Below are 23,598 nucleotides of genomic sequence, written 5' to 3' on the forward strand. Positions count from 1 at the left end.
CTGGCGGTCAGGCTCATGCCTTCCTCTCATAACGTACTCTATTTTCCGGAATCACCTGATGACCGTCATCGTCACCGGCGCCGCCGGCTTTATCGGCATGCACGTGGCCGAACGCCTTCTTCAGCGAGGCGAAACCGTCATCGGCGTGGATGTGTTCAACGCCTATTATGACCCCGCGCTGAAGGCGGCCCGGGCCGAGCGGCTGGCCTCCTATCCCGCCTTCCGCATGGAGCGGGCCGACATCGCCGACGAAAAGGCCATGCTGAATCTGGTCAAGGCGACGGGCTCCGAACGCGTCGTCCACTTGGCCGCCCAAGCCGGGGTGCGCTATTCGATCGAACATCCGTTCGCCTATGAGCATTCAAACCTCAAGGGCCACCTGTCGATCCTGGAGGCCTGTCGCCACGCCGGGGTCGAGCATCTCGTCTATGCCTCGTCGAGTTCGGTCTATGGCGACCGGCCGCTGGACGGTCAGGGCTTTCGCGAGGACGATCCGACCGTCTCGCCGGTGTCGCTCTACGCGGCGACCAAGCGATCGTGCGAACTGCTGAGCCAGAGCTATGCCGCGCTGTACGGCTTTCCCCAGTCCGGTCTGCGCTTCTTCACCGTCTATGGACCGATGGGCCGGCCGGACATGGCCTATTTCGGGTTCACCGAGAAGATCATGCGCGGCGAGCCGATCGAGGTCTACGGCGAAGGCCGCATGGCGCGCGACTTCACCTACATCGACGACATCGTTGATGGGGTCGTCGGGGTGCTCGACAACCCTCCGGCCCACGGCGCCCACGAAGTCTTCAACATCGGCGACTCCAAGCCCGTGGGTCTGATGGAGATGATCCGGATTCTCGAGACGGCGCTCGGTCGCGAGGCGGTCAAGATCATGCGGCCCATGCAGCCCGGCGACGTCACCGCCACCTATGCCGACGTCTCCAAACTTCGCGCCCTGACGGGATACGACCCCAAGGTAGCGCTGGACGACGGCCTGCCGCGCTTCGTCGACTGGTGGAGAAGCTGGAACGGCCTCAATTAATTACTCAGTTCTCGGGATAGGGAAGATGAGTTCCAGCTGAGCCTTATAGGTGGTTCGGCAACGGGTCAGGATGATCGTGAGACCAAAAGGCGCCGCCATTTACGATCAGGTTATCAGATAACCAGGCGGGACCGATGTAGAATTGGGTTTTGCCTTGCGTGCCCATCCTCCAGATAGACGTCGCGCAGATCCGAAAGTCTGCATCTTGGCAGCAAATTGATCTGGTCGAAGTCGAGGGCGCGGAACACGTCTTATTTGGTGACGAAAACGACAGCGTCGGTGCCCTCAAGCGTCAAGAGCAGGCGTTAATCGTTGACGTCGATCCAACAAGTTGCTCTAGGCCAGACTCGATGATCAAATCCCGCCCTTTAAAAGACGCTCGATCTTTGACGAACCCTTGTCGATACGGGTGGCGGCGTGGCCAAAATCCGCAAACTGGCTCGTGAAACAGCCTGACGTATCCAGTTCTGGTCATCGCAACGGGCATTTTTGACGTTGGAACCGGCGTCATTGACTAGCGTCATCATCTGACTCCCCGCTCACTTGTTGGGGCCAACAATTCTTAGGCGTTGCTCTCGATACGCTCCTAAGAGACAGCTGTTTGTACTATCAATCCGTTCTCGTTCGACATTGAGCAGTCTGGAAACCGGGATCGATGAATGCCTAAGAAAATTCTGTGGCCCACGGTTTGGGCCGCGCTGGCGCTTGCCGTGGCGACGGCCGTTGGGCTGCTGTATCCGCTTGCGACGGGGCCCGGACGTCCGGCAGCCCGGCCAGCTGCGGGTTTGGCGCAGGCCAGGTTGCCCCTGCCCCGCCTTGCGCCTGAAAGCTTTACGTTATCCCCAGAGGACGTACAGCCCTTGACACCCGAGGAGGCGCGGATGGCGAATGCGGCGATGCCGCCGTCGAAGCTGCCCATTCAGCCCGCGCGGCCGTTCATCGCTCCGGTCGCTGACGTCGAATCCTATGGCCGCGCGCTCGATTGCATGACCGCTGCGGTCTACTACGAAGCGGGATCGGAAACGCCACAAGGCCAGGCGGCTGTCGCTCAGGTCGTCCTGAACCGCATGCGACACCCGGCCTATCCAAAGACGGTTTGTGGTGTGGTGTTCCAAGGATCGGAGCAGACGACGGGCTGCCAATTCACCTTCACATGCGACGGCTCTTTGGCGCGAACGCCGTCGGCGTTGGGCTGGACCCGGGCCCGGGCCGTCGCCGGTGCGGCCTTGAACGGCGGCGTCGCCACGGGTGTCGGGATGGCGACTCACTATCATGCGGATTTCGTCGTGCCCTACTGGGCTCCACGCCTCGTGAAGATCGGGCAGATCGGAGCCCACATCTTCTATCGCTGGCCGGGCGCCTGGGGCCTGTCGTCCGCCTTTAGTGGCAGGTACGCCTTGATCGAACCGGTAGAGAGCCGGATTGCGGCGCTGAGCAGCTTCGCGCTCCGGGCCGTCGATCTCGAATCCACTTTTGTCTTGCCTGACTTGCCGCCACTGGATTCCGTCGCGCCCGTGCCTGCCGCCGCGCCCCGGGTCGTGCTACAGACCAGCGCAAAAGCTATCGAAATCGACATCAGCCCGGCCGCGCCTCAGGTCCGGGCGGCCGCTGTCACGCCCCGCGCTCCCCAAGCGCTGGCGGATCCGCTCTCCGCCACCCCAGCCACCCCGGCGCGATCCCGACGCATCCCGGCGCCGCAGAACTAATTCGCCTCCTCACGCAAACAAGCGCCGCTGCACGATGCAGTACACAAGGCGTATCCGACAAGGACCCACCAGCCTTTACCGGGTTTCGCGGAGCCTGTAACGCAGAGCTATGGGATGGCTAAACTCCGTACAATGCATGCGAGGCGTCGCCGCTCTGGCGGTGGTCGTCTATCACGCCTTCATTTTCGTGCATGGCGATGTAACCACCGACCAGTGGCCGATACTCGGCATGGGCGGTGTCGACCTGTTCTTCGTCATCAGCGGCTTTGTGATGTGGGTGGCGTCCCGAGCCCCCGGCCAAACTCCGATCGCCTTCTGGAAGCGACGGATCGCCCGGATCGTGCCGCTCTACTATGTCCTGCTGAGCGTCTTCGCCCTGTTGCTGGCGTCGCGGGGCCAGTTCGTTTCGGTTTGGGAATTCATTCAGACCTTGCTGTTCATCCCCTACACCAATAGCCTGACAGGTGAACCCGGACCCTTCTTGCAGGTCGGGTGGTCGCTCAACTACGAAATGCTGTTCTATCTCATCTTCGGAGCGGCCCTGCTGCTTCCACGCTCCTGGAGGCTGCTAGCCGTCGCGGCGGCGCTGGTCGGCCTGATCGGCCTCAAGGTCCTGCATGCCACAGGACCGATCATGGTCGCCCTGACCAGCGTCAAATGGCTGGAGTTCGTCGCCGGCATGCTGCTCGGCCTGTTGGCCGAGCGGGGACTGCCGCGATCGAGCGTGGGCGGGCTGGCGCTGATGACCGCAGGGTTGGCGATGCTGGTCTTGGTGCACCTTATGGCTCCGGGCTTGCCCCCGACCCTCATTTTCGGCCCGCCTGCCGTTCTGATCGTGCTGGGCGCCCTGCTGGCTGAACCCGTCTGGCGCCTCACCGCCGTCGCGCCCCTCGGCAGGCTCGGCGACATCTCCTATTCGCTCTACCTGTCTCATCCCATCTTCATGGAACTGGCCAAGGCTCCGCTGCAGGGCGCTCCCCCGCTCCTTCGCGTGGCCCTGTTCATAGGCGGGGCTATACTGACGGGGGTCCTCGTCTATGCCGCGATAGAGAAACCGACGGCGGACTTCTTTAGCCGACGCCGCGCGGCGCAACGCGCGGTCGTGGTGGCCTGACGCTCAGGCGGCCTTGCCGCCGAGTTGGGCTTCGAAATAGCGAATGGTCTCGGTCAGACCCTCGCGCAGCTGTACCTTGGGCTGCCAATCGTCCAGCAAAGCGCGCGCCTGGGAAATGTCGGGCAGCCGTTGTTTCGGATCATCCTGCGGCAGGGGTTCAAACCGGATCTTCGATTTCGATCCGGTGATCGCCAGCACCTCGCTCGCCAGCTCGATCATGGTCATTTCCACCGGATTGCCCAGGTTCAGCGGCCCTGTGACTTCGTCACCCGTGTTCATGAACTTGTAGAATCCGCCGATCAGATCGTCGACATAGCAAAACGAACGTGTCTGGCTGCCATCGCCGAAAATGGTGATGTCGTGTCCCTGCAAAGCCTGAACGATGAAGTTGGAGACCACCCGCCCGTCGTCGGCCCGCATCCGGGGACCGTATGTGTTGAAGATCCGCGCGACCTTGATGCGCAGGCGGTGCTGTCGGTGGTAATCGAAAAACAGGGTCTCGGCACAGCGCTTGCCCTCGTCATAGCAAGAGCGCGGGCCGATGGGATTGACGTGACCCCAATAATCCTCGGTTTGGGGATGCACGCTCGGGTCGCCATACACCTCGGATGTCGACGACTGGAAGACCTTGATCTTGAGGCGCTTGGCCAGTCCCAACATGTTGATCGCCCCGATCACGCTGGTCTTGGTCGTCTGAACCGGATCATGCTGATAGTGCACTGGCGAGGCCGGACAGGCGAGATTGTAGATTTCGTCTACCTCGACAAACAGCGGAAACGTCACGTCGTGGCGGAGCAGTTCGAACCGCGGATGAGACAACAGATGGGCGACGTTGGTCCGCGATCCGGTGAAGAAGTTGTCGACGCAGAGGACCTCGTGTCCCTCCCTGATCAACAGGTCGCAGAGATGAGACCCCAGAAAACCGGCGCCGCCGGTGACCAGTACGCGTTTTCCGGAGGAGGGCTGGTTCAAGGCGAGCATCATTCGGGTCCGGATCGGGGAACGTCGAGCGCCGTCATAGGACAGAGGGATTGACAAGCCGATAATGAAGCTGGGCTCGTCAAGCTTAGGCGGACCTGGGTTGGGCCTGCATGAGCGCTCTCAGCTGGCGCCGGAAGCTCTCCGGAGCAAGGCGGAAGAAGCCAAAGGCGAATAGCTGTCGAGGGGTCGGGGCACCGTAGGTCCAGGCCGCCCGAAGCAGGGGCCGGAAGGCTTCGTTGGCGCCGTTGCTGGCCGCCATCTGGGCGACGACGGTCAGACAGAAGCCGCTAAAGGCTTTTCGGCTCAAGACCTCGCGCATGCCCATGGCCCACTCAATAGAGTTCCGCCAAGTATAGGTCCGGCTCAGGGAGGCGCGCTTTTCCGGCACGTAATAGGTCACCAGAGGCTCGCATACGGTGATCAGCCGATAGCCGTGCTGCTTGACCGCACGAATCACAAGCTCCCACTCCTCGTGTTGTTTGGTGTCGGTGAAACGGGCTAGGGCAAACAGGCTGCGTGGCATCATCAGGGAAGACGTTTGAAGGAAGCTCTCGCCGCCGCGCGTCCAGCTGTGGCGCCCAAACAGCCATTCATCGACGGGCATATCCTCGGCGTAGGGAAGGCTCGGACGCACGAAGGTTCCGTAGGAGCTGACGGCGTCCGAAAGGGTCATGATGATCGCCGGCCCTTCCGGCGCGGCGGCTAGCTGCGCGGCCAGCTTGGTTGGCATCCAGTCGTCGTCGTCATCGAGGAAGGCGACCCAGTCGGCGGTTGCAGCGTCCGCTCCCGTATCGCGCGCCTGGCCGGCGCCGCGCTTGCCCTCATGGCTGATGACCCGCAGCCGCTCGTCGTCGATGGCTGCGAGCGCCGCGCAGGTCGCGGGATCGTCACCGTCAATGACGACGATCACCTCAACCTCGACTCCCACTTGGCCCAAGGCGCCGCGCACCGCCCGGCTGACCAGCTCAGGACGCCCAAAGGTGGGGATGACAACACTCACCTGCGGCATTGATTTCTCCGGCGCATCCTAAGATCGATCGATGGCGGATCGCTGGCCCGGGGTCAATCGACACAATCGAGATGTGTTCTCGCTGTCCCCGTCATCTTTCGTAATCCACGAGCGGTTAAGGAAAGCCGACAACGTTGCGATACCTTTTCGGTATCAAGCCACCGATTTCAGTAAAACCCGTATCGGCATCCGGCGACGTTGTCAGGTTAACGCCCCCGATCGAGAAGCACCCGTCTGGCTCAACCTGGCGGGCTAGGGATCGGCCCGGACATCTCTTTCTGGCCGAGCCATCGAGGAGCTTCGCAGCCGCGCGACAAACATACTCAGAGACATAGTCTGTTTCCATGCTCATCGAAAGCCACAGCTTGCGACGGCGGAAAACTAAAGGAGCCACCTGCTTAGAGGCTGACCCGAAATGAAGTTGGGTGATTTCAGGCCCTTGTGATTCTGTTGGAGGTGCGAGTGATCAACGGAAAACGAAATGTGGACTGAGATCACCTGGGGCAAGCGTGCTTGAAAGGGCCTGCGGTATTCAAGCGATCTAACGGACCAGGAATGGGCGGTTCTGGAGCCGCTGATCGCGGCGCGGTCTCGCCTGGGTCGTCCGGCGAAGTGGTCGTTGCGGACGATCACCAACGCGCTGCTCTATGTTTTGCGCGGCGGTCTGCCGTGGCGGATGCTGCCGGGGGACTTCCCGCCGGTGACGACGGTTCGGCGCTATTTCTACGCCTGGCGCGACAAGGGGCTCTGGCAGACCCTCAATCATCTGTTGCTGATGGATTGCCGCGAGACGGTGGGACGCCAGGCCTCGCCCAGCGCCGGGGTGGTCGACAGCCAGAGCGTCAAGACCACCGAAAGCGGCGGGCCTGTTGGGGGAGCCTGTCCTCGGCCAGCCGGAGGCTGGACCGGGGGAACGCGGGCAAGAAGATCAAGGGCCGCAAGCGTCACATCCTCACCGACACCGGCGGCTTGCTGGTCACGGCCCTGGTCCACACAGCCGATATCCAGGACCGTGACGGCGCGCCTGACGTCCTGACCTCGATCCGCGCCAGCTTCCCCTGGCTGCGCCACGTCTTCGCCGACGGCGGCTAGGCTGGCGACAAGCTGCGACACGCCATGGTCGGACGCGGCGACTGGGAGATCGAGATCATCAAGCGATCCGACACCGCCAAATGCACCTTCGTGCTGCTGCCCGCCGCTGGTTGGTGGAGCGCACCTTCGCCTGGCTCGGCCGAAACCGACGCCTGGCCAAGGATTTCGAGGCCACTCTCGCAAGCTCAACCGCATGGCTCTTCATGGCTTCGGTCCAACTCATGACCCGAAGGCTCGCAACACTCTGATCACAATCAGAAACATTATGAGTCAGACTCTCAGACCTTTCGACGCTCGAGCTTTCACGCAATGTCGTGATCTCAAATCATGCAGAGATCTGGCATCCGAGATGCCTGGCTCCAACGTCACGCTTGATTCCGAGGCGTATTCGGATGCCGGGTTGGCCGCCGCAGCCTGGACGAATAGCAGCGTTTGCGAAAGACAGAGTGCTGCCTCTTTCGACCAAATGACTTGGCCCTCATTCCTGGCCTCGATCTACGCATTGCAGCGCAACATGCGACTGGCTAGACAGAGGCCATCCAAGGGGAACACCATCATGCGCGTTACGATGATCGGGACAGGCTACGTGGGCCTTGTGAGCGGCGCTTGCTTTGCGGACTTCGGGCACGTGGTGACCTGTGTCGACAAGGATCCGTCCAAGATCGAGCGGCTGGAACGGGGCGAAATACCGATCTTCGAGCCCGGTCTGGACGATCTCGTCGCCAAGAACGTCAAGGCGGGACGCCTGTCGTTTACCTTGGACGGGGCTGAAGCGATCCGAGACGCCGAAGTCGTCTTTATCGCCGTGGGCACCCCCACGCGACGCGGCGACGGCCACGCTGACCTGTCCTACGTCTATGCCGCCGCCGAGGAGATCGCCAGCCTGATCGACGGCTTTACGGTCGTGGTCACCAAATCCACCGTGCCGGTCGGCACGGGTGACGAAGTCGAGGCGATCATGAGGCGGGTGCGGCCCGATGGCGAGTTCGCCGTCGTCTCCAACCCGGAGTTCCTGCGTGAAGGCGCGGCGATCGAAGACTTCAAGCGTCCGGACCGTGTCGTCATCGGCACCGAAGACCCCAGAGCCCGCGCGGTCATGGGCGAACTGTACCGGCCGCTGAGCCTCAGCGACTTTCCGGTCGTCTACACGGCTCGCCGCACGTCCGAACTGATCAAATACGCCGGCAACGCCTTCCTCGCCATGAAGATCACCTTCATCAACGAGATGGCCGACCTGTGCGAGAAGGTCGGTGCGGACGTCCAGCAGGTCGCCAAGGGCATCGGACTGGACGGTCGGATCGGCTCGAAATTCCTGCATGCCGGCCCGGGTTACGGCGGCTCCTGCTTCCCGAAGGACACGATCGCCCTGGTCCGCACAGCCCAGCAATACGGCGCGCCGGTACGGCTGATCGAGACCACCGTCGAGGTCAACGACGCGCGCAAGAAGGTCATGGCCAAGCGCGTCGAGGCCGTGATCGGCGACTTGACTGGCAAGACCATCGGCATCCTGGGGCTGACGTTCAAGCCCAACACCGACGACATGCGCGACAGCCCCAGCCTAGACATCATCCCGGCGCTTCAGGCCATGGGCGCCAAGGTCAAGGCCTTCGACCCCGAGGGCATGAGGGAAGCCGCTCACCTGTTCACCGACCTCGAACTCGTCGATGGTCCCTATGAGGTCGCACAGGGCGCCGACGCCCTCGTGCTGCTGACCGAATGGGACCAGTTCCGCGCGCTCGATTTGGCGCAGATCAAAAACCGGATGAACCAACCGGTGTTGATCGACCTCCGCAACATCTACAAACCCGCCGAGGCCCGCGCTGCAGGCTTTCTCTACTCCAGCATCGGTCGCGCGTGACGACTTAGCAGCTCGCGCGAGCTTTAGATTGACTACGACAACGTCTCCCCAGCGCGCGTCCTGAAGAAAAGTGCGGGGCGGGTTCTCCTAACTCCTAGAGCAACTGAGCCTATCGCAGCCTCTAGTTCGGTCGCGCGGTTGCCTTCCCAAAACGCCCGCATCACTTGACCGGGGCGGCGGCCCGTTTGTAACGATTGACAGGGCGAGTTGATGGATTATGGCCATCATCTGAAGGCAAGATCTGCCCAGCCTCAGGATCGCGGATTTTGCCGGATTGTATCGAGAGCGCTCGCAGCGATTGGCCTCCCCCATAGGCTCCAATTCCGTCAGACTCCGGGCTGTGAAAACCGCTCTCGAACATCTTCCGGAAAAGCAGCAGGCCGAGCTCGCGCGTGTTCGGTCGATCCTGCTCGCGGAGTTCGAAGTGGCCAAGGCCGGCAGAGGCGGCGGCGCCCAGCCGTGGCGGCGAGACGGCCATGTCCAGAAGATCATGGTCGGGCGTCGCGGAGGGACGTCGAGGCGTGAGAACCTCGAATGAGCCAAAGCGACCCAGGCGGCGCGATGCGCGGTTTTCCTGTGCGTTGCGGCCCGTGCCCCCTCTTGCCCGCCTCGACCCGTTCTCGGAACCCGGAGCCATCGCCCGGGCGGCCTTTCATCGGAGGCGAAACCTTGGCCTCAGACGGCCGACACGCGAGCCCATCCCCGGCACCCTCGAACGGGGGTGAGCTGGAAGCGATAATCAACACCCATGGCGCGTGGCTACTGCGATCGCTTCGTCGGCGTTACGGGCCGATCTCGCCGAATATCTGGCGCAGGAAACCTATCTGCGCCTCCTGCGCCAGGTCGAGCCTGTGCAGATCCTGAAACCCAAGGCGTTCCTGCTGCAGGTCGCCCGCAACCTTTTCCTGACAGGCAACCGGCAGATCCTGCGACGGGCAGAACTGGACATCTTCAATCTTGGAACCCAGCCCGGAGCGGAAGCCGCAGGCCAGGTCGAGACGCTCGTCCTGAAGAACATCGTCCTCGGGATGCCGCAGAAAGCTTCGGGACGTCTTCGTGCTCAGCCGCTTTAGCGGCCTGAGCAACGATGCGATCGCCGATCATCTGGGCATCCGGCCCAGACCGTCGAAGCGCGCATGACCGAGGCCCTGGCCCATTGCGCAGCGCAGCTCCGCACCCCACGCGACGCCACTTCGGTCGCCACGCGTCGGGAAAGGCAGGCTTTGACGCCGGTTCCGGGCCCCTGCCCCGCCACCTCGGCCCCGGCCCCCAACTGGTCTGAACGCCGTAACTGCGCGCCCCGGGATCGGGAACGCCAACGAGCCGCCTGGGGCTGACCGGAGCGGCGAGAAGAGCCCAGCCCTTTACAATGACGGTGGGAAGCTCACGACGCCCAGGCGCGAGCTTCAACCGCATGATGATCGGCCTCGCGACAGACCTCGGCCCGACGCGGGTTCGCCTCAGTAGGCGTTGACGCGCTTCCAAAGCATCGGGAAGGTGCGCAGGATCAGCAGCAGATCGCTGCGGAAGGACCAACTGGCGGCATAGTGGACGTCGGCCTCTATCCGGCGGGCCATACAGTCAAGATCGTGGATTTCTCCGCGCAGCCCCTGGACCTGGGCGAAGCCGGTCAGACCGGGGCGAACAGCGAACCGATCGACGTATTTCGGCAGCAGCGCGCCGTAGTGGGTGTCGTGGGCCAGCGCGTGGGGACGTGGCCCCACCACCGACATGTCTCCGAGCAAGATGTTGAACAGTTGCGGCAACTCATCAAGGCTGGTTTCCCTAAGGAAGCCGCCGACGCGGGTGACGCGTTTGTCGTTCTTGCTGGCGTGTTTGATGACGTCGCCGTCCTCGGTCACCGTCATGGTTCGGAATTTCATGATCCGGAACACCTTGCCGCCCTGGCCCGTGCGGCGCTGGAGGAACAGCACCGGACCGGGCGACTCGAAAGCGATGGCGATGGCGATAGCGAACAGAGCCGGAGCCAGAACGATCAGCGCCGCCAGGGCGCAACCCATGTCGAACAGGCGCTTGAGGACAATCGAGCACCAGTTGCTGCGGGCTGTATCCCGCAACTCTGGACGCTTGACCGCAGGCCCGGCGAAGAGCCGCAAATATTCCGCTCCGCTGTCAAACATGCGTCATGTCTCGTCTCAGATGAAGGTCTACTTCTTGGTTACCAGAAATTTAAGCCTAATCCAAGAGCGCTCGGCAAGGGGACTCTCTTCGGGAGGGAAAAACCAACATAATCCGTGCGATGTCGGGCGCGGAGAGACGCCTTGGGATCCGGCCTCGCGCGGCAGCGCACCGGTTCCAGGACGCTCGGGGGCGAGTGACCGCCGAGCGGCAGTGGACCGCCCGGCCATGGCGGCGCGGGCCTTGGCGGCGCCGAAGCGGTCGACGCGACACGCGGGGCGCGACACGGTCGACGCGACACGGGGGGCGCGCTTCCAAAGCCTGGGTCTGACGCTGCGGCTGTCGTACGACGCGCCGATCAGGGCCGGATCATCGGGGCGCAAAGCGATATCGCGGATGGATCCGCGCCGGCGTCGCCCCCGGGCGGCGCCTGCGGTCGTCGGGCCGTTGGATGGCTGGGCCGGCTGTGCGCATGCGTCGCCAGCCTGCACGCCGGCCGGCTCCTTTCGTCGCCAGTCTGAGCCTAGCGTCAGTTTGCGCCCATCGCCGAGGTCGAGCGCTTTGAAGGTTCGGCTGAGCGGATCGAAGGCGGCGATGATATGGTAGAAAGAACTGGCGGGCGCGGGCTCGTCGAGAAAGGTCCCGTTCGGGAACCGCTTGTCACGCCACAGGCCGTCGTCGGTCAGGTATAGCCGTAAGGCGCGCAGGGCGGTCGCAGCGTCCTCCAGATAAAGGTGCCGCTCTCCGCCGGCCGAAATCTTGGCCAGGATCAGCGATGACTTCAGCCATTCGGTCTGTGGCCAGAGACGGGCGCGCGGACTGCGGATGGTCATGTCGTCGTTCATTGCGTCGAGTGCGACGGGCGGGCGCGGGCCGATGCCCTTGCGGCCATTGGCGTAGAGAGCCCGGGCAGCCGCAAGGGCACGATCGTCTTGGCGCAATAGGCCGTAGCGGGCGAGCAACCAGGCCCATTCGAACTGGCGGCCGGGTTCGAACAACGTCCCGTCCTCGCCGGCGGCGGGGGTCCAGTCGTCGTTGAAGAATTCGCGCAGGAATCCGCCTTTCGGGGTCGATGAAGACGTCCATGGCCAGACCGGCGATCCGGTCGGCCGTCGCGCCCCAGACTGGATCGTCGTTCAAGGCTTCCCAAGCCAGCCTGGCCTCGAACAGATGCATGTGCGCGTTCGACTGGAAAGGGTGTTCGCTGGCCTCGCGCATGGCGCCATTCGGCAGGGCGGCGGCCAACAGTTGTTTGCGCAGCTTGACGGCGTCGTTCTCCAGTTTGGCGTCATCTATGTCCGCCTGTCTGGCGGCGGCCAGCGCGAACAAAACGAAGGCCTGATCCTAGAGCATGGCCGTTTCGTCAATCGGCGCCCAGTTGGAGCCGAGCGAAACGCGCGTCGCCCCGTCTGGCCTCAGATAGGCGGCGCGCAAACGGTCGAGCGCGGCGGCGATGATCTTTCTCCACGGCCCCTTCCAGCCCAAGGCTCCGGCCTGGGCGTAGACGAAGATCTGGCGCGTCTGGACCCGGGCGCGCCGCGAGCCGGCGGTGGCCTGTCCGTCCGGCGTTAAGGACTCGTTGAAGCCACCGTCCTCGCCGAAGCCGAGGGTCGACCAGACGGGCAGCGCGCGAAACTTGAGCCAGTCCGCGAAACGTCGGGCGCTCGCGTCCAGGGTTTCCGAGGCGGATTTTTGGAAATCCAGGTGTTGCGGCGAGATCGTGTACATCCGCTCCACCAGCCGTTTTACCTCTTGCGAGCGCGAAAGGCCGCAGACCAGAACGGCGTCGTCCTCGACGATAATGGCCAGGTCGCTGACCCCCAGGGCGGCGATCAGCTTGCCATCGGGCGCCCGAGCCAGGATACGTTCGGCGTCTTCGAAGATGTGCACGCCGACGCCGCCCCCGCCACTGGCGGCGATCGCGTCCCCGGCTCCGAAGTCCGACCAGGCGAAATCGACCTCGAGCACCGACGCCCGTTTCGTCGGTTCCATCACGGCATAGTCGATCGAAATCTTCGGCACGCTGCGGAAGCCCTCACCGAGGATTTGCAAGCTGCTCATGTCAGACGCCGGCGCGACCGCGGATTTCGCCGCTGCCAGAACGGTCGGCGCATGCGCGGCGAGTTCCTCGATCAAAGTCTTGGCCGAAACGATGAAATTGCCGCTGTTCCAGAGATAGCCGGCTTCGATGAAGGCGCGAGCGGCGTCCGGTTGGGGTTTCTCATGGAAGGAGACGACAGCGGTCAAGCCGATCCCTTCCGGCTTGATGTACCCATAGGTGGAAGACGGCTCGGTCGGCTTCACGCCGAGCGTCACGATGCGACCTTGGGCGGCGGCGTTCGCGGCTTCGGTCACAGCTTTCCGGAATGCAGCCGGGTAGGGCACATAGTGATCGGATGCGACGAAAACGATGATCCCATCGGGATCGCGTTGCTGGACCCATAGAGCTGCGGCGGCCATGGCAGCCGCAGATTGACGCGCTTCTGGTTCCAGCAAAAGTCGCGCATCGACGGCGAGTTCTGAAAGCTGGGTCTCGATCGCGTCCTGGTGTGAGACGCCTGCGATGATCACGATCTTGCCGTCGTCCCCGGCCAGGGCCGCGATGCGGGTCACCCGTCGCGCTGAAGCCACGCAGGGCGGATCGTCTTGCAAAGAGCTGCACTGTGGTGAAGTCCGCACACGTCTTTGGGCGGAGATGGTCCTGGGGTCGATTACCGTCGCTGCAGGTCAGGCGCGATATGGCTCCTATCGCCGGTGCTTGAGGCTTCCCACCCACAAAAGTGTTTAGGTTCGACTCCGAAACGCGGATTTTTCCCATCCCCCTGCCGCTCTTCCCATCCAGCTTCCCATCCAGAAGACAAAAACTCGGAGAAACGCGATGAAAGGCGCTGCACGACAAAATGCTTGGCAGCGGTCTGTAAGAGTGGAACTTTCTTGGCCTGTTGGAAAAATCCTGCAAACGCCTGAAATCTCCGGCAGGCTAATACCCGCGGAGCCAGCTCTGGCTTTAGAGCGAAATCCGGCCTAACAGCCGGATTTTTGGCATCTGCGCTAGCGTCCGCTTCCACCGACCGATTAGGGTTAAAAGTCGGACGAAATCCGCCGCCGCAGGGAACGGCGAACGATATTTGGCAGCACGCTGCGGCACAAATTCGAGATTTCTCACACTTCAGACTCCGTGAAGCTGTGAAGGTCGCTTTAACTCAGGGCTAGGAGCGGACATTGGCGTCGCTCCAGACTCCGGACGTTCGTCGACGGTGCCAGTGGCGAGACCCGACCCCATCCAAGAACTTCAGAAGCCCTGCTGCCACATACGACCTTGGCTTGCAGTGAACGTCATGTTTCATCTGCAGCACCGCTGGATAGCGCTGGAAAAGCCGAAAGAGCCTGGACTTGCGTTGCATCGTGTTGGTCGCAGTCGCCCTTATGGGCGTCGCCCTGTCTTCGGCCGCTGATGCAACCGTTCAGCCAGCCCGGCAGAAAGCCGCCCCTTTCACGCCCAACACGACCTTCATCACGACCAGCGACGGCGTGCGACTGGAGGTGCTCGACGATGGCGGCCAGGGTCCGCCCATCCTGCTGGTCTCCGGCGGCGGCATGACCGCCCACGCCTTCGATCAATTCGCGCCGCGCCTAGTGCATTTCCCGACCTGACTGCGTAGGGCCGTGAGCTCTAATCTTCTGTTTTGACGCATTTTTCTTCACGCGAATCGAAACCACTTCGCTCGAAAAATGCTCTAGCCGCTCATCACCGGGTCTTCGCCTTCACCCGGCGAGCGCTCGGTCAGTCGGACACGCCGCCCCTGGATCCCGGCAGCTAGCCGCTGGCCCGCCCGACTCGTGACGTCGTCGAGGTCCTAGATGGGCTAAGGATTCAGAAGGCGGCGCTGGCCGGCTGGTCGTTCGGCGGCGCGGAGATCGGCGGCGTCGCTCGGCACTTTCCGGACAGGGTCTCAGCCCTGGCATATCCGACGCGGCCTGCGCCTATGCATTCTACGCGCAGGGCAACGCCACGCCCGACGCCTCCAACATCGAGATCGACCTCGCGGATCTGCGCGACAAGCTGCAGGCGGCGCGGTTCGGGACCAAGGAGGACGCCGCCCGCATCTACGACGAAGTTCTGACCAAGGATCTGGCTGACCTGGCGACGGACGTCCAGGCTGCGGCCGAGCGGCGTCGGCGGCTGTCGAAAGGATTGGCAGCCGCCCCGCCCGCGCCGCTTTCGAAGCCAATGACTCGCCACAACATGGAGAAATTCCCCGCCATCACCGGAATTCCAATCCTCGCCGTCTTCTCCATACCCGGTGCCGCGCCCGCCCCGATACCCGCCGAGCTCGCCGAGCTCGCCGACGAGGCGTCGCAACTGAAGTGGCTCCGCGAGCAGATCGCTCGCTATCGCGCCGCGCATCCGGCCGCTCGCGTCCTGAAGATGGACCGCGCCGACCACGACGTCTTCAATTCCCATCCCTAGATCATCGTGCGGGAAATCGAGGGGCTATTGAACCGGTCCAACGCTTCTCAATAGCAGCGCATCGAAGGCCGTTCGCCACTCGACCTCTCCGATCCTGAGGTCAGATGGCTGGCTGGGCGGCGCCATAACCGGACCCAAGCACCGCGCCAGAAACATGACATGGAGCCGACGCCTCAAAGGCGATGAACGACCTCTTGCGGATCTAAGTTCTAGTTGTGACGCCAGACTTTCACGGCAGAGATCAGCAAGATCGAACTAAGCGCCGGGAGCAGGACTGCTGATGGAATGATGCCCAATAGCATCCCGCCAATGAATGCGCCGACGATCGAACCCATCGCCATGACGACCACGAAACGGCCGTACCGACCGATGACCGCGAAGCTGCTGTCGCGGCCGTAGCGCGTGAAGCCCACGATCATGGTGGGCAGGCTGACCGCCAGAGACAGGCTACCGGCGAGTTTGATGTCCAGCCCAAACACAAGCACCAAGGTCGGTATCAGCAACTCTCCGCCGCCAACACCCAGAAGGGCGGCGACGACGCCAATGCCAAAGCCCGCGACGACCCCAGCCCCCATTTGGATCCAACCGGTCACGATGGGATGGCCGACCGATTTGGTGTCATGGGCCAGGAGCAATACCAACGCGATCCCGACAAGCATTGCCGCGATTACGCGGTAGAGAGTGTGGGACCGCAATTTTGTCGCCCACCCCGCGCCGAGCCAAGCCCCGGCCAGACTTCCGGCCAAGAGGTTCGCGACGATGGTCCAATGGTCCGCGACGATCGCCACCGGAATAATTCGCGTTCTAAATAGGAGCGCTGAGGTCACGACCACCAGACTAAGGGCCTTGTTCAGCACAACGGCCTCCAGAGGGCCAAAGCGGAAAAGGCCGATCAGAAGCGGCAGGCGAAACTCTGCCCCACCCAGTCCGATAAGCCCGCCCAACGCACCGACACCGGCGCCGGTCCCGAAACCCATCAGGCTATTGGGCTTTCGTGTGCTGTCGTGATCGTGAACGTCTATCATTGCCCCACGATCATCGCGAATCCACGGCGCAGCAACCGATGTCGGCCCACCGCCCTCTCAATCTGTCGCTGTGTCCGCTTTCCCGCGCCGATCGCCGCGGGTGAAGCGGTCCAAGTGGCGCCATGAGCGGACATTGGGACCAGCCACACTTCTCGACCTTCAGACGTCGCCTCCAATGCCCGCGACAGTTGTGCAGGCGTCTCCGGTAGCGCTCATCTCCGGCGCGGCATCAAGGTGTATGACGCAGTCCGTCAGGTTCGCTCACGGCCGACGACGGCAGCCTGGCAAGCGCCAAAACTGATCCTTGATCCAGCACCCTTACAGCCAGGGCTGATGCGACGCTCGACCGATCGCGAACGGCTGACGGTTTTTTTTCGCCCCCCCCAGACCCCCTCGAGACGACGTGCATTTCGCAAGGCGCCGGTCTGCCAAATCCCCTACAATACGAGCATTCGCCTCAGCCGTGCAAATTGATAGGCGTGGGTATGGGGAAATCGACTCTTCAGATTGAACGCTTAAGGTTGGTCGAGGTCGTATGCGACAAAACGAGCCAATATTCGGGCAACTCAAACAGGAACGAATAAATTTTTTACCCGTTGCTTATTTTACAGATTGACGCGAGAAATCCGTTCATTCCCCGTTAATGCGGGAAAACACAAAAGTCTTTTTGTCGGTACATTAGAAGTCATTTGATATTTGCAGTCGGGATTTCTCAATTCCATGCTGAATGAACCGAGCTTTTGCCTTCCAACGTGCGTGCTCTCCGCTGCGTGAGGGCCGGGCGCCCTGACATCGCGGCGGCACTACGAGGCGTCTATGTTGCGGTCGAGTCTTATCATGTTCGCGCTGTTAACGACGGGCCAGGGCGCCCAGGCCGAACAACCCCCAGCGCCGGGGCAATTGCAGCAAATTCCGCCTGCTTCCGTTCCCCAGAGGCCCGCCCCGGCCATCCGCATCGAACGGCCGGAACCGTCGGAGAACGCCGCTCCCGAAGGCGCACGGATCCGTGTGGACACGCTGCGCGTCACGGGCGCGACCCTGTTCACCGAAGCGCAGTTGGTGGCGGAGGCGGGCTTGATCCCCGGACGCTATCTTACCCTTCCCGAACTTCGCAATGGGGCCGCCCGGATCACGCGCTTCTACAGCGCTCATGGCTATGCGCTGGCCCAGGCCTATCTCCCGGCGCAGGACGTCGTGGCGGGGACCGTGACCATCGCCGTGGTCGAAGGCCACTACGGGTCGATCACCCTGCGCAATCAGTCCGGCGTGGCCGACGCCGTAGCCGGGAAGGTGCTGAAGGGCCTCAACCGCGGCGACCCGGTCGCGATCGCGCCGCTCGATCGCCGTCTATTGCTACTTTCCGACATCCCCGGCGTCGTCGTTCATTCGACGCTGTCTCCGGGCGCCGAGGTGGGCTCTTCGGATCTCACCGTTGACCTAACCAGGGCGCCCCGAATTTACGGCAGCCTCGAAGCCGACAACGCCGGCAATCGCTACACCGGCGCCTACCGGTTCGGCGGCTCGGTCAATGTCGCCAATCTGACCGGCATGGGCGACCTAATCAGCCTGCGCCTGCTCGCCTCCACCGAGGGCCTGGCCTACGGGCACGCCGCCTGGCAGGCCCCGCTTGGCGACGCCACCGTCGGCGTGGGCTTTACCCACATGCAGTACGATCTGGGGCACGAATTCTCGGCGCTTCACGCCAGCGGCACGAGCGACATCGCCGGCCTGTTCGCCAGCTACCCGCTGATCCGCTCGCGCGCCGCGAACCTCTACGTTCTGGGCGGTCTCGAGGCCAAGTTCCTCACCGACGAGATCGGCCTGCTATCGCAGGTCTCCGACAAGACCATCCACGCGGCGACGATCGGTCTGCGCGGGGATTCTCGCGACGGGTTCGGCGGCGGCGGCTGGAACTCAGCCTCTCTGTCCTGGACCTCGGGCCGCCTGAACATCGAAAGTCCGCTCGAGCGCGCCGCCGACGCGGCGAGCGCCCGTTCCCAGGGCGGTTTCAACAAGCTGCAGTTCGCCGTCTCCCGGCTTCAGACGGTGCGTGGACCGTTGTCGGTCTACGGCGCGGTGCGCGGGCAGATGGCCACCGACAATCTCGACATCTCCGAAAAGATGGAACTGGGCGGCGCCTATGGCGTGCGCGCCTATCCGGAGGGCGAGGCCTACGGTGACCAAGGCTATGTCGCGACATTGGAAGCCCGCTGGACACTTGACGCATGGACGCGGCCCATTCCGGGCCAGTTCCAGCTGATCGCATTCGTGGACGCCAGTGAGGTCGACTACGCCAAGGACCCCTGGTTTCCCGGCCCCAACCGGGCCAGGCGCAGCGGTGGCGGCCTTGGCGTCAATTGGTTTGGCCCGGACAACCTCAGCGTCCGCGTCGCTTACGCCCGCCGCTTCAACGACCAGATTTCGACGTCGGAGCCTGACAAAAAAGGCCGCGTCTGGGTCCAGATCGTCAAGCTGTTCTGATGACCACCATGGCCGTCTCGCCCCTAGCGCATCTTCTGAAAAAGAACGTTCCGATGAACAGTTTCCATCACACGATCGCCGACGCCGGGCTGGATGCGGGACGTCGATCCGACAGCATCGGCCGCCGAGGCGCCCTCGCCGCCTCCAGCTGCTTGGCCGGGATCGCAGCCTCCGCCCTGATCGGCTTGAGCGGCGTGATGGCCCTGGCGACAGCGGCCCAGGCTCAGACCCTGCCGACGGGCGGAGCGGTCACTGCGGGCGGCGCGACCATCACCACAGCTCCTGGCGCGATGACCATCAACCAGTCGACCCAGAACGCCGCGATCAATTGGCAGAGCTTCTCGATCGGCCAGGGCGGCAGCGTGGTCTTCATCCAGCCCAACAGCGGTTCGGTGGCTCTGAATCGCGTGGTGGGCCCGAACGCGTCGGCGATCTTGGGCAGCCTGACCTCCAATGGCCAAGTGTTCCTGATCAACCCCAACGGCGTACTGTTCGGACAAGGGGCTCAGGTCAATGTCGGCGGGCTGGTCGCTTCCACCCTGGCAATGACCGACAGCGATTTCATGGCCGGCAACTACCGGTTTTCTGGGAGCGGTGGGGTCGTCCGCAACCAGGGGAATATCATCGCGACAGGCGGAAATGTCGCGCTGCTGGGCGGCCAGGTCAGCAATGAGGGGCTGATCCGGGCCAATCTCGGGACGACCGCCCTGGCGTCGGGCGAGGCCATCACCCTCGACGTCGCCGGCGACGGGCTGCTCAATGTCGTCGTCGACAAGGGCGCGGCTAACGCGCTGATCCAGAACAGCGGCATGCTTCAGGCCGACGGCGGTCGGGTGGTGATAACCGCACAGGGGGCGGGCGACCTGCTCCGCACGGTGGTCAACAACACCGGCGTCATCCAGGCGCGGACGATCGGTCAGCGTAACGGAACCATCCAACTGCTCGGCGACATGACGAGCGGAACGCTGAACGTGGACGGAACCCTTGACGCCAGCGCGCCGGGCGGCGGCGGCGGCGGGTCCATCAAGACCTCCGCCGCGATCGTCAACATCGCCCCCACGGCGCAGATCACCGCGGCCGCCCCCACGGGGGTCGCCGGGATTTGGCAGATCGAGTCGGCCGACTTCACGATCGGCGCTGGTGGCAATATTTCCGGCGCCACCCTGTCGGCCCGACTCGTGACCACCAATGTCACGATCAGCACGCGGGCGGCCGTCAGTGCGTCGAGTACGGGGGACATACTGGTCAATGACGCGATCGCCTGGACCGCGTCATCCACCCCGACCACCCTGACGCTGAACAGCCGCCGCGACGTCAACATCAACGCCGCGATCAGCGCCACCAAGGGCAACTTCGTCGCCTGTTGCGGGCGCGACGTGAGCGTCAAAGGCGCCATCACCACGGTGAACGGCAGCGTCCTGCTGAACGCCGGCCAGAACGTCACCGTGTTTCACACGATCACCACCACCGACGGCAACATCGCGCTGTGCGCCGGGCATGACGTCCATATCGACGGCGCCGTCACCCTGACCCGCGGCAGCACCATTCCCGCCCAGAGCCTGGGCCTGCCGGTCGGCCTGACGCTCATCGCGGGCGCCGGCGGGACGGGCCCGGGCGTGGGCGCCGGCACGATCATCTTCAGCCCGCTGGCGCCCCGCGTCACGGTCACGGCCACCCCGGTGACGATCAATTACAACCCCGTTGCCTACGCGACGCCTTCGGCCTTCGCGACCCGCTTCACCCTGACCGAGGGCGCCGCGCTGACGCAGCGGATGCTGCTGTTCCCGGACGGAAGCCGAGTGTTCAACGGTGGGACGGCCACGACCCTCTCAGGCTTCAGGACCACGGCGGTTTCGGGGCTGCCCACCGGCGTCACCCTGGTGACGGGTCCCGGCGCGAGCGCCACCTTCGACTCGGCCACTGTGGGCGATGACATCGGGATCACCTACAGCGGCTACAGCCTGGCCGGAGCCAACGCCAGCCAATACGCCCTGGCCGACTTCTGTTGCGTGTCGAACCAGAGAACACAGGGAACGATCTCCGCAGCGCCGGTCACGACGCCACCGGTCACCCCGCCCGTGACACCGCCGGTGGTCCCGCCCATCGTCCCTCCGGTGACGCCACCCGTGACCCCTCCGGTCACGCCGCCCGTAACGCCGCCGGTGGTCCCTCCGGTGACGACACCGCCGGTGACGCCGCCAGTGACGACGCCGCCTGTTACCCCGCCCGTGACGCCGCCCGTGACGCCGCCCGCGGCGACGCCGGCCGTCTTTTATCCGCTCGTCACGCCCACCCCGATCTCGGCGACATCGTCCGATCTGGCCTTCAATGTCGTGGGGGGGGGCGTGCGGATGCCGCCATACGAGATGGCCCGCGTCCCGCCATCGGTGGAGGAGGTTGTTCGGCCGATGGAAAGAGCCGCGCCGGTCGCGCCGGCCGCGCCGCGTCCCATGCAGGTGCCGGTCTATCCCCGAAAACAGGATCGCAACTGACCATGCGATGGTTAGCGCTTGAGGCCGGCCGCCGGCCGCCCGTACCGGGACGATGGATGGCGGCGGCGGGACTGGTCCTGGGGCTGGCCTTCGGTCGGCCGGGCATGACCGCCGAACCCTCCCTCGCAGAAGGCGCCCCTGGCGCCGCCGGGGAAGCGCCCACGTCGTCAGCTGCGAGTGAGGTTGCTACCTGGGTGCACGAGACGGCCGACAATCAGGGGCTGCCCTTTCTGATCATCGACAAGGTCGGTGCGCAGGTTTTGGCCTTTGACCCCCAGGGCCGGCTATTGGGGACAACGCCCGCCCTGATGGGCCTGACGCACGGCGATATCTCGTCCCCCGGCATAGGCCATCGCCCCCTGTCGGCCATTACGCCGGACGAACGCATCACTCCGGCCGGTCGGTTCGTGGCTTCGATCGGCGAGAACCTCGGCGGCAAGAGTATTCTGTGGATCGACTATGACGCCGCCCTGTCCCTGCATCCGGTCATCACGACCCGCGCGGCCGATCGGCGACTGGAGCGCCTCGCCACCGACGCGCCCGATGACAACCGGATTTCTTATGGGTGCGTGAACGTGCCCACCAGGTTCTATGGCGATATCGTGCAACCGATGTTCAAGGGCACGATGGGCGTAGTCTATATCCTGCCGGAATCTCGATCCCTCGCGCAGGTGTTTTTCGCGCATCCGAGGGTCGCCACGTCGGCGTCAGACGCCCCGGCGAATAGCCCCGGCCTTGAAGCTTTCTAAAACCACGCACCGCGTTTAGCCCTCGACCTGCACGCCGCCAATTAAACGGTGAGTTTGGCGTAGGCGATGACTCCTCACCGCCAAGCACACAACGCGCCTGAGAGTCATGACCGGGGTCTTGGGCCGCGTCAGAAACACGACCTCCAGACCCGCGCTCCGCAGGCAATTATCGAGCCTAGCACCTGGAATCACAGATCGCTGACACGTTGGTCCTTGAGGTGTCTCTGGGAGACCTTGGTCTTGGTCCAGACGAAGGGTTTGGGGTTGGCGCTATAGTCTTCGATGAAGTGATCCATGTCCTCGCGGAGTTTTCGAACCGAGGTGAAGGAAGCCTTGAAAAGCGACTTTTTATGCAGGATGGGGAACCAGATCTCGACTTTATGGAGCCATGAGGCGCTGGTGGGCGTGAAGTGAAAGGTCACCTTGGGGTGAGCTTCGAGCCAGACGTGGTTGTTCTTGTGGGTGTTGAGATTATCGAGGATGACGTGGAGTTCCTGGTCGGGATAGGCGGCCACGACTCCGTCCATGAACTCGAGAAACTCCAGACGCCGCCTGCGCTTGGTGTGGGCGCGGTGACCTTGCCGGAAGCCACATCGAAGGCGGCGAACAGGGTGGATGTGCCGTGGCGCTTGTCGTCGTGGCTATGGCCGCTGAGCGCCCGGCCGTTGGGCAGTTTCAGGGCCTGGATCGACGGCTTCTCGTCGACACAGATCACCACCGCATTTTCGGGCGGCGCCATGTAGAGCCCGACCACGTCTGCGGCCTTGGCCACGAAATCCGGATCGCGGCTCCCGCACCAGGACTTGCTGGCCGCCAGGCCGAGCTTTTGCGCGCGCAGCACCCGCCAGACGTGCTGGGCATGCACATCCCCCAACGCGGCGGCGATCCTTGGGAACCATCCCCAACGCTGAATCATGAATCAGACACTCATGGAAGCCGGTACTGGGCGTCGACAATCGCAATAAGGAGGACTAAAGCGTTTCGTATGCGGCAACTGCTCGCCTTCCTGGCCGTTTTGGCCCTGCTGATCAGCCCGGTGGCTGCCGCTGCTGCGCAGGTCGAGTGCGCCAAGAGCGGGCCCGAGGCGATGATGGACATGCCCATGCCGATGGCCAAGTCCACCGACGGCGCCAAGGCAAGCCACGATCCTTGCTGCGACGAGCACCAGAACGCTCCGCACGACGGCAAGGCCTGCGCCCAGATCTGCGCCGCCCTGTGCGCGACGACCGCCACTCCTCCCACTTCGGAAATCAAGCTCCCGGCCGTCGTGCCGATGCGCCTAACGGCGGCCCCCGACAAGCCGTTGCGCACGTACGCGCCGCCGGGCGACGAACGACCTCCCAAACAGATCGCCTGAGCTTGGCCCGCGTCTAACGCGGGGCCATCCCGTGCTGTGTCGTCGAGGCTGCGCCCTCTTGCGCTTGCCTAACGTCATCCAGCGGATTCGAGCG

The 23,598-nt window shown here is 63.7% G+C and carries 19 protein-coding genes and 3 pseudogenes; 13 read left to right on the plus strand and 9 right to left on the minus strand.

Annotation, left to right across the window (positions count from 1 at the left end):
* Window positions 1-58: 58 nt before the first annotated feature.
* From ACP694_RS08290 to ACP694_RS08300, 3 genes are all read left to right on the plus strand, one after another.
* The gene (locus ACP694_RS08290) at window positions 59-1,030 is read left to right on the plus strand and encodes an NAD-dependent epimerase/dehydratase family protein (protein ID WP_426011656.1); all 972 of its coding nucleotides are present in this window, start codon (window positions 59-61) and stop codon (window positions 1,028-1,030) included.
* An 881-nt stretch (window positions 1,031-1,911) separates the two neighbouring features.
* Window positions 1,912-2,736, plus strand: coding sequence for a cell wall hydrolase (locus ACP694_RS08295; RefSeq protein ID WP_426011657.1), 825 nt, complete (start codon window positions 1,912-1,914; stop codon window positions 2,734-2,736).
* A gap of 136 nt (window positions 2,737-2,872) precedes the next feature.
* Window positions 2,873-3,850 carry an acyltransferase family protein gene (locus tag ACP694_RS08300; protein ID WP_426011658.1) on the plus strand — a complete coding sequence of 326 codons (978 nt, stop codon included), beginning with the start codon at window positions 2,873-2,875 and terminating at the stop codon, window positions 3,848-3,850.
* A gap of 3 nt (window positions 3,851-3,853) precedes the next feature.
* Here the strand turns inward: ACP694_RS08300 and ACP694_RS08305 are convergent, their stop codons facing one another.
* Window positions 3,854-4,834, minus strand: coding sequence for a UDP-glucuronic acid decarboxylase family protein (locus ACP694_RS08305; protein WP_426011659.1), 981 nt, complete (start codon window positions 4,832-4,834; stop codon window positions 3,854-3,856).
* An 82-nt stretch (window positions 4,835-4,916) separates the two neighbouring features.
* Window positions 4,917-5,840 carry a glycosyltransferase family 2 protein gene (locus ACP694_RS08310; protein ID WP_426011660.1) on the minus strand — a complete coding sequence of 308 codons (924 nt, stop codon included), beginning with the start codon at window positions 5,838-5,840 and terminating at the stop codon, window positions 4,917-4,919.
* A gap of 577 nt (window positions 5,841-6,417) precedes the next feature.
* Here ACP694_RS08310 and ACP694_RS08315 point away from each other — a divergent pair.
* The 4 genes and pseudogenes from ACP694_RS08315 to ACP694_RS08330 form a co-directional block, all read left to right on the plus strand.
* Window positions 6,418-6,687, plus strand: a pseudogene (locus ACP694_RS08315) (transposase); the annotation flags it as partial.
* Between the two features lie 122 nt (window positions 6,688-6,809).
* A complete protein-coding gene (locus ACP694_RS08320; RefSeq protein ID WP_426011835.1) occupies window positions 6,810-6,932 on the plus strand; it encodes a hypothetical protein in 123 nt (40 codons plus the stop codon).
* Between the two features lie 41 nt (window positions 6,933-6,973).
* On the plus strand, window positions 6,974-7,180 hold the full coding sequence (locus tag ACP694_RS08325) for a transposase (protein ID WP_426011836.1): 207 nt from the start codon (window positions 6,974-6,976) through the stop codon (window positions 7,178-7,180).
* A gap of 308 nt (window positions 7,181-7,488) precedes the next feature.
* On the plus strand, window positions 7,489-8,790 hold the full coding sequence (locus ACP694_RS08330) for a UDP-glucose dehydrogenase family protein (protein WP_426011661.1): 1,302 nt from the start codon (window positions 7,489-7,491) through the stop codon (window positions 8,788-8,790).
* Window positions 8,791-8,950: 160 nt separating this feature from the next.
* On the opposite strand, the gene ACP694_RS08335 is transcribed toward ACP694_RS08330, so the two are convergent.
* The gene (locus ACP694_RS08335; protein WP_426011662.1) at window positions 8,951-9,268 is read right to left on the minus strand and encodes a hypothetical protein; all 318 of its coding nucleotides are present in this window, start codon (window positions 9,266-9,268) and stop codon (window positions 8,951-8,953) included.
* Window positions 9,269-9,545: 277 nt separating this feature from the next.
* Between ACP694_RS08335 and ACP694_RS08340 the strand changes: the two genes are divergently transcribed.
* Window positions 9,546-9,863 (plus strand): hypothetical protein, encoded by a 318-nt coding sequence (locus tag ACP694_RS08340; protein WP_426011663.1) that lies wholly within the window; start codon window positions 9,546-9,548, stop codon window positions 9,861-9,863.
* 387 nt (window positions 9,864-10,250) lie between these two features.
* On the opposite strand, the gene ACP694_RS08345 is transcribed toward ACP694_RS08340, so the two are convergent.
* The 3 genes and pseudogenes from ACP694_RS08345 to ACP694_RS08355 all read right to left on the minus strand — a co-directional run.
* A complete protein-coding gene (locus ACP694_RS08345) occupies window positions 10,251-10,931 on the minus strand; it encodes a sugar transferase (RefSeq protein WP_426011664.1) in 681 nt (226 codons plus the stop codon).
* Window positions 10,932-10,958: 27 nt separating this feature from the next.
* Window positions 10,959-12,059 carry an AGE family epimerase/isomerase gene (locus tag ACP694_RS08350; protein ID WP_426011837.1) on the minus strand — a complete coding sequence of 367 codons (1,101 nt, stop codon included), beginning with the start codon at window positions 12,057-12,059 and terminating at the stop codon, window positions 10,959-10,961.
* Window positions 12,055-13,608: pseudogene (locus ACP694_RS08355) on the minus strand (sugar phosphate nucleotidyltransferase); the annotation flags it as partial. The gene ACP694_RS08350 and the pseudogene ACP694_RS08355, both read right to left, overlap by 5 nt.
* Before the next feature lie 714 nt (window positions 13,609-14,322).
* Here ACP694_RS08355 and ACP694_RS08360 point away from each other — a divergent pair.
* Complete coding sequence (locus tag ACP694_RS08360) at window positions 14,323-14,583, plus strand: alpha/beta fold hydrolase (RefSeq protein WP_426011665.1); 261 nt, start codon at window positions 14,323-14,325, stop codon at window positions 14,581-14,583.
* 220 nt (window positions 14,584-14,803) lie between these two features.
* Here ACP694_RS08360 and ACP694_RS08365 read toward each other — a convergent pair whose 3' ends face one another.
* Entirely contained in the window at window positions 14,804-15,394 is a 591-nt protein-coding gene (locus ACP694_RS08365) for a hypothetical protein (protein ID WP_426011666.1), read from the minus strand.
* Window positions 15,395-15,609: 215 nt separating this feature from the next.
* Window positions 15,610-16,425, minus strand: coding sequence for a sulfite exporter TauE/SafE family protein (locus ACP694_RS08370; protein WP_426011667.1), 816 nt, complete (start codon window positions 16,423-16,425; stop codon window positions 15,610-15,612).
* An 837-nt stretch (window positions 16,426-17,262) separates the two neighbouring features.
* On the opposite strand from ACP694_RS08370, the gene ACP694_RS08375 reads away from it, so the two are divergent.
* The 3 genes from ACP694_RS08375 (at window position 17,263) to ACP694_RS08385 (ending at window position 22,147) form a co-directional block, all read left to right on the plus strand.
* A complete protein-coding gene (locus ACP694_RS08375) occupies window positions 17,263-18,906 on the plus strand; it encodes a ShlB/FhaC/HecB family hemolysin secretion/activation protein (RefSeq protein ID WP_426011668.1) in 1,644 nt (547 codons plus the stop codon).
* Between the two features lie 53 nt (window positions 18,907-18,959).
* Entirely contained in the window at window positions 18,960-21,398 is a 2,439-nt protein-coding gene (locus ACP694_RS08380; RefSeq protein WP_426011669.1) for a filamentous hemagglutinin N-terminal domain-containing protein, read from the plus strand.
* 104 nt (window positions 21,399-21,502) lie between these two features.
* A complete protein-coding gene (locus ACP694_RS08385) occupies window positions 21,503-22,147 on the plus strand; it encodes a L,D-transpeptidase (RefSeq protein ID WP_426011670.1) in 645 nt (214 codons plus the stop codon).
* A gap of 188 nt (window positions 22,148-22,335) precedes the next feature.
* Here ACP694_RS08385 and ACP694_RS08390 read toward each other — a convergent pair.
* A pseudogene (locus ACP694_RS08390) lies at window positions 22,336-23,039 on the minus strand (IS630 family transposase); the annotation flags it as partial.
* 93 nt (window positions 23,040-23,132) lie between these two features.
* Between ACP694_RS08390 and ACP694_RS08395 the strand changes: the two are divergent.
* Window positions 23,133-23,504 (plus strand): hypothetical protein, encoded by a 372-nt coding sequence (locus ACP694_RS08395; protein ID WP_426011671.1) that lies wholly within the window; start codon window positions 23,133-23,135, stop codon window positions 23,502-23,504.
* Window positions 23,505-23,598: the final 94 nt, after the last annotated feature.

Origin of the sequence: Caulobacter sp. DWR2-3-1b2 (genome assembly GCF_049896345.1) — a bacterium.
Taxonomy (GTDB): domain Bacteria; phylum Pseudomonadota; class Alphaproteobacteria; order Caulobacterales; family Caulobacteraceae; genus Caulobacter.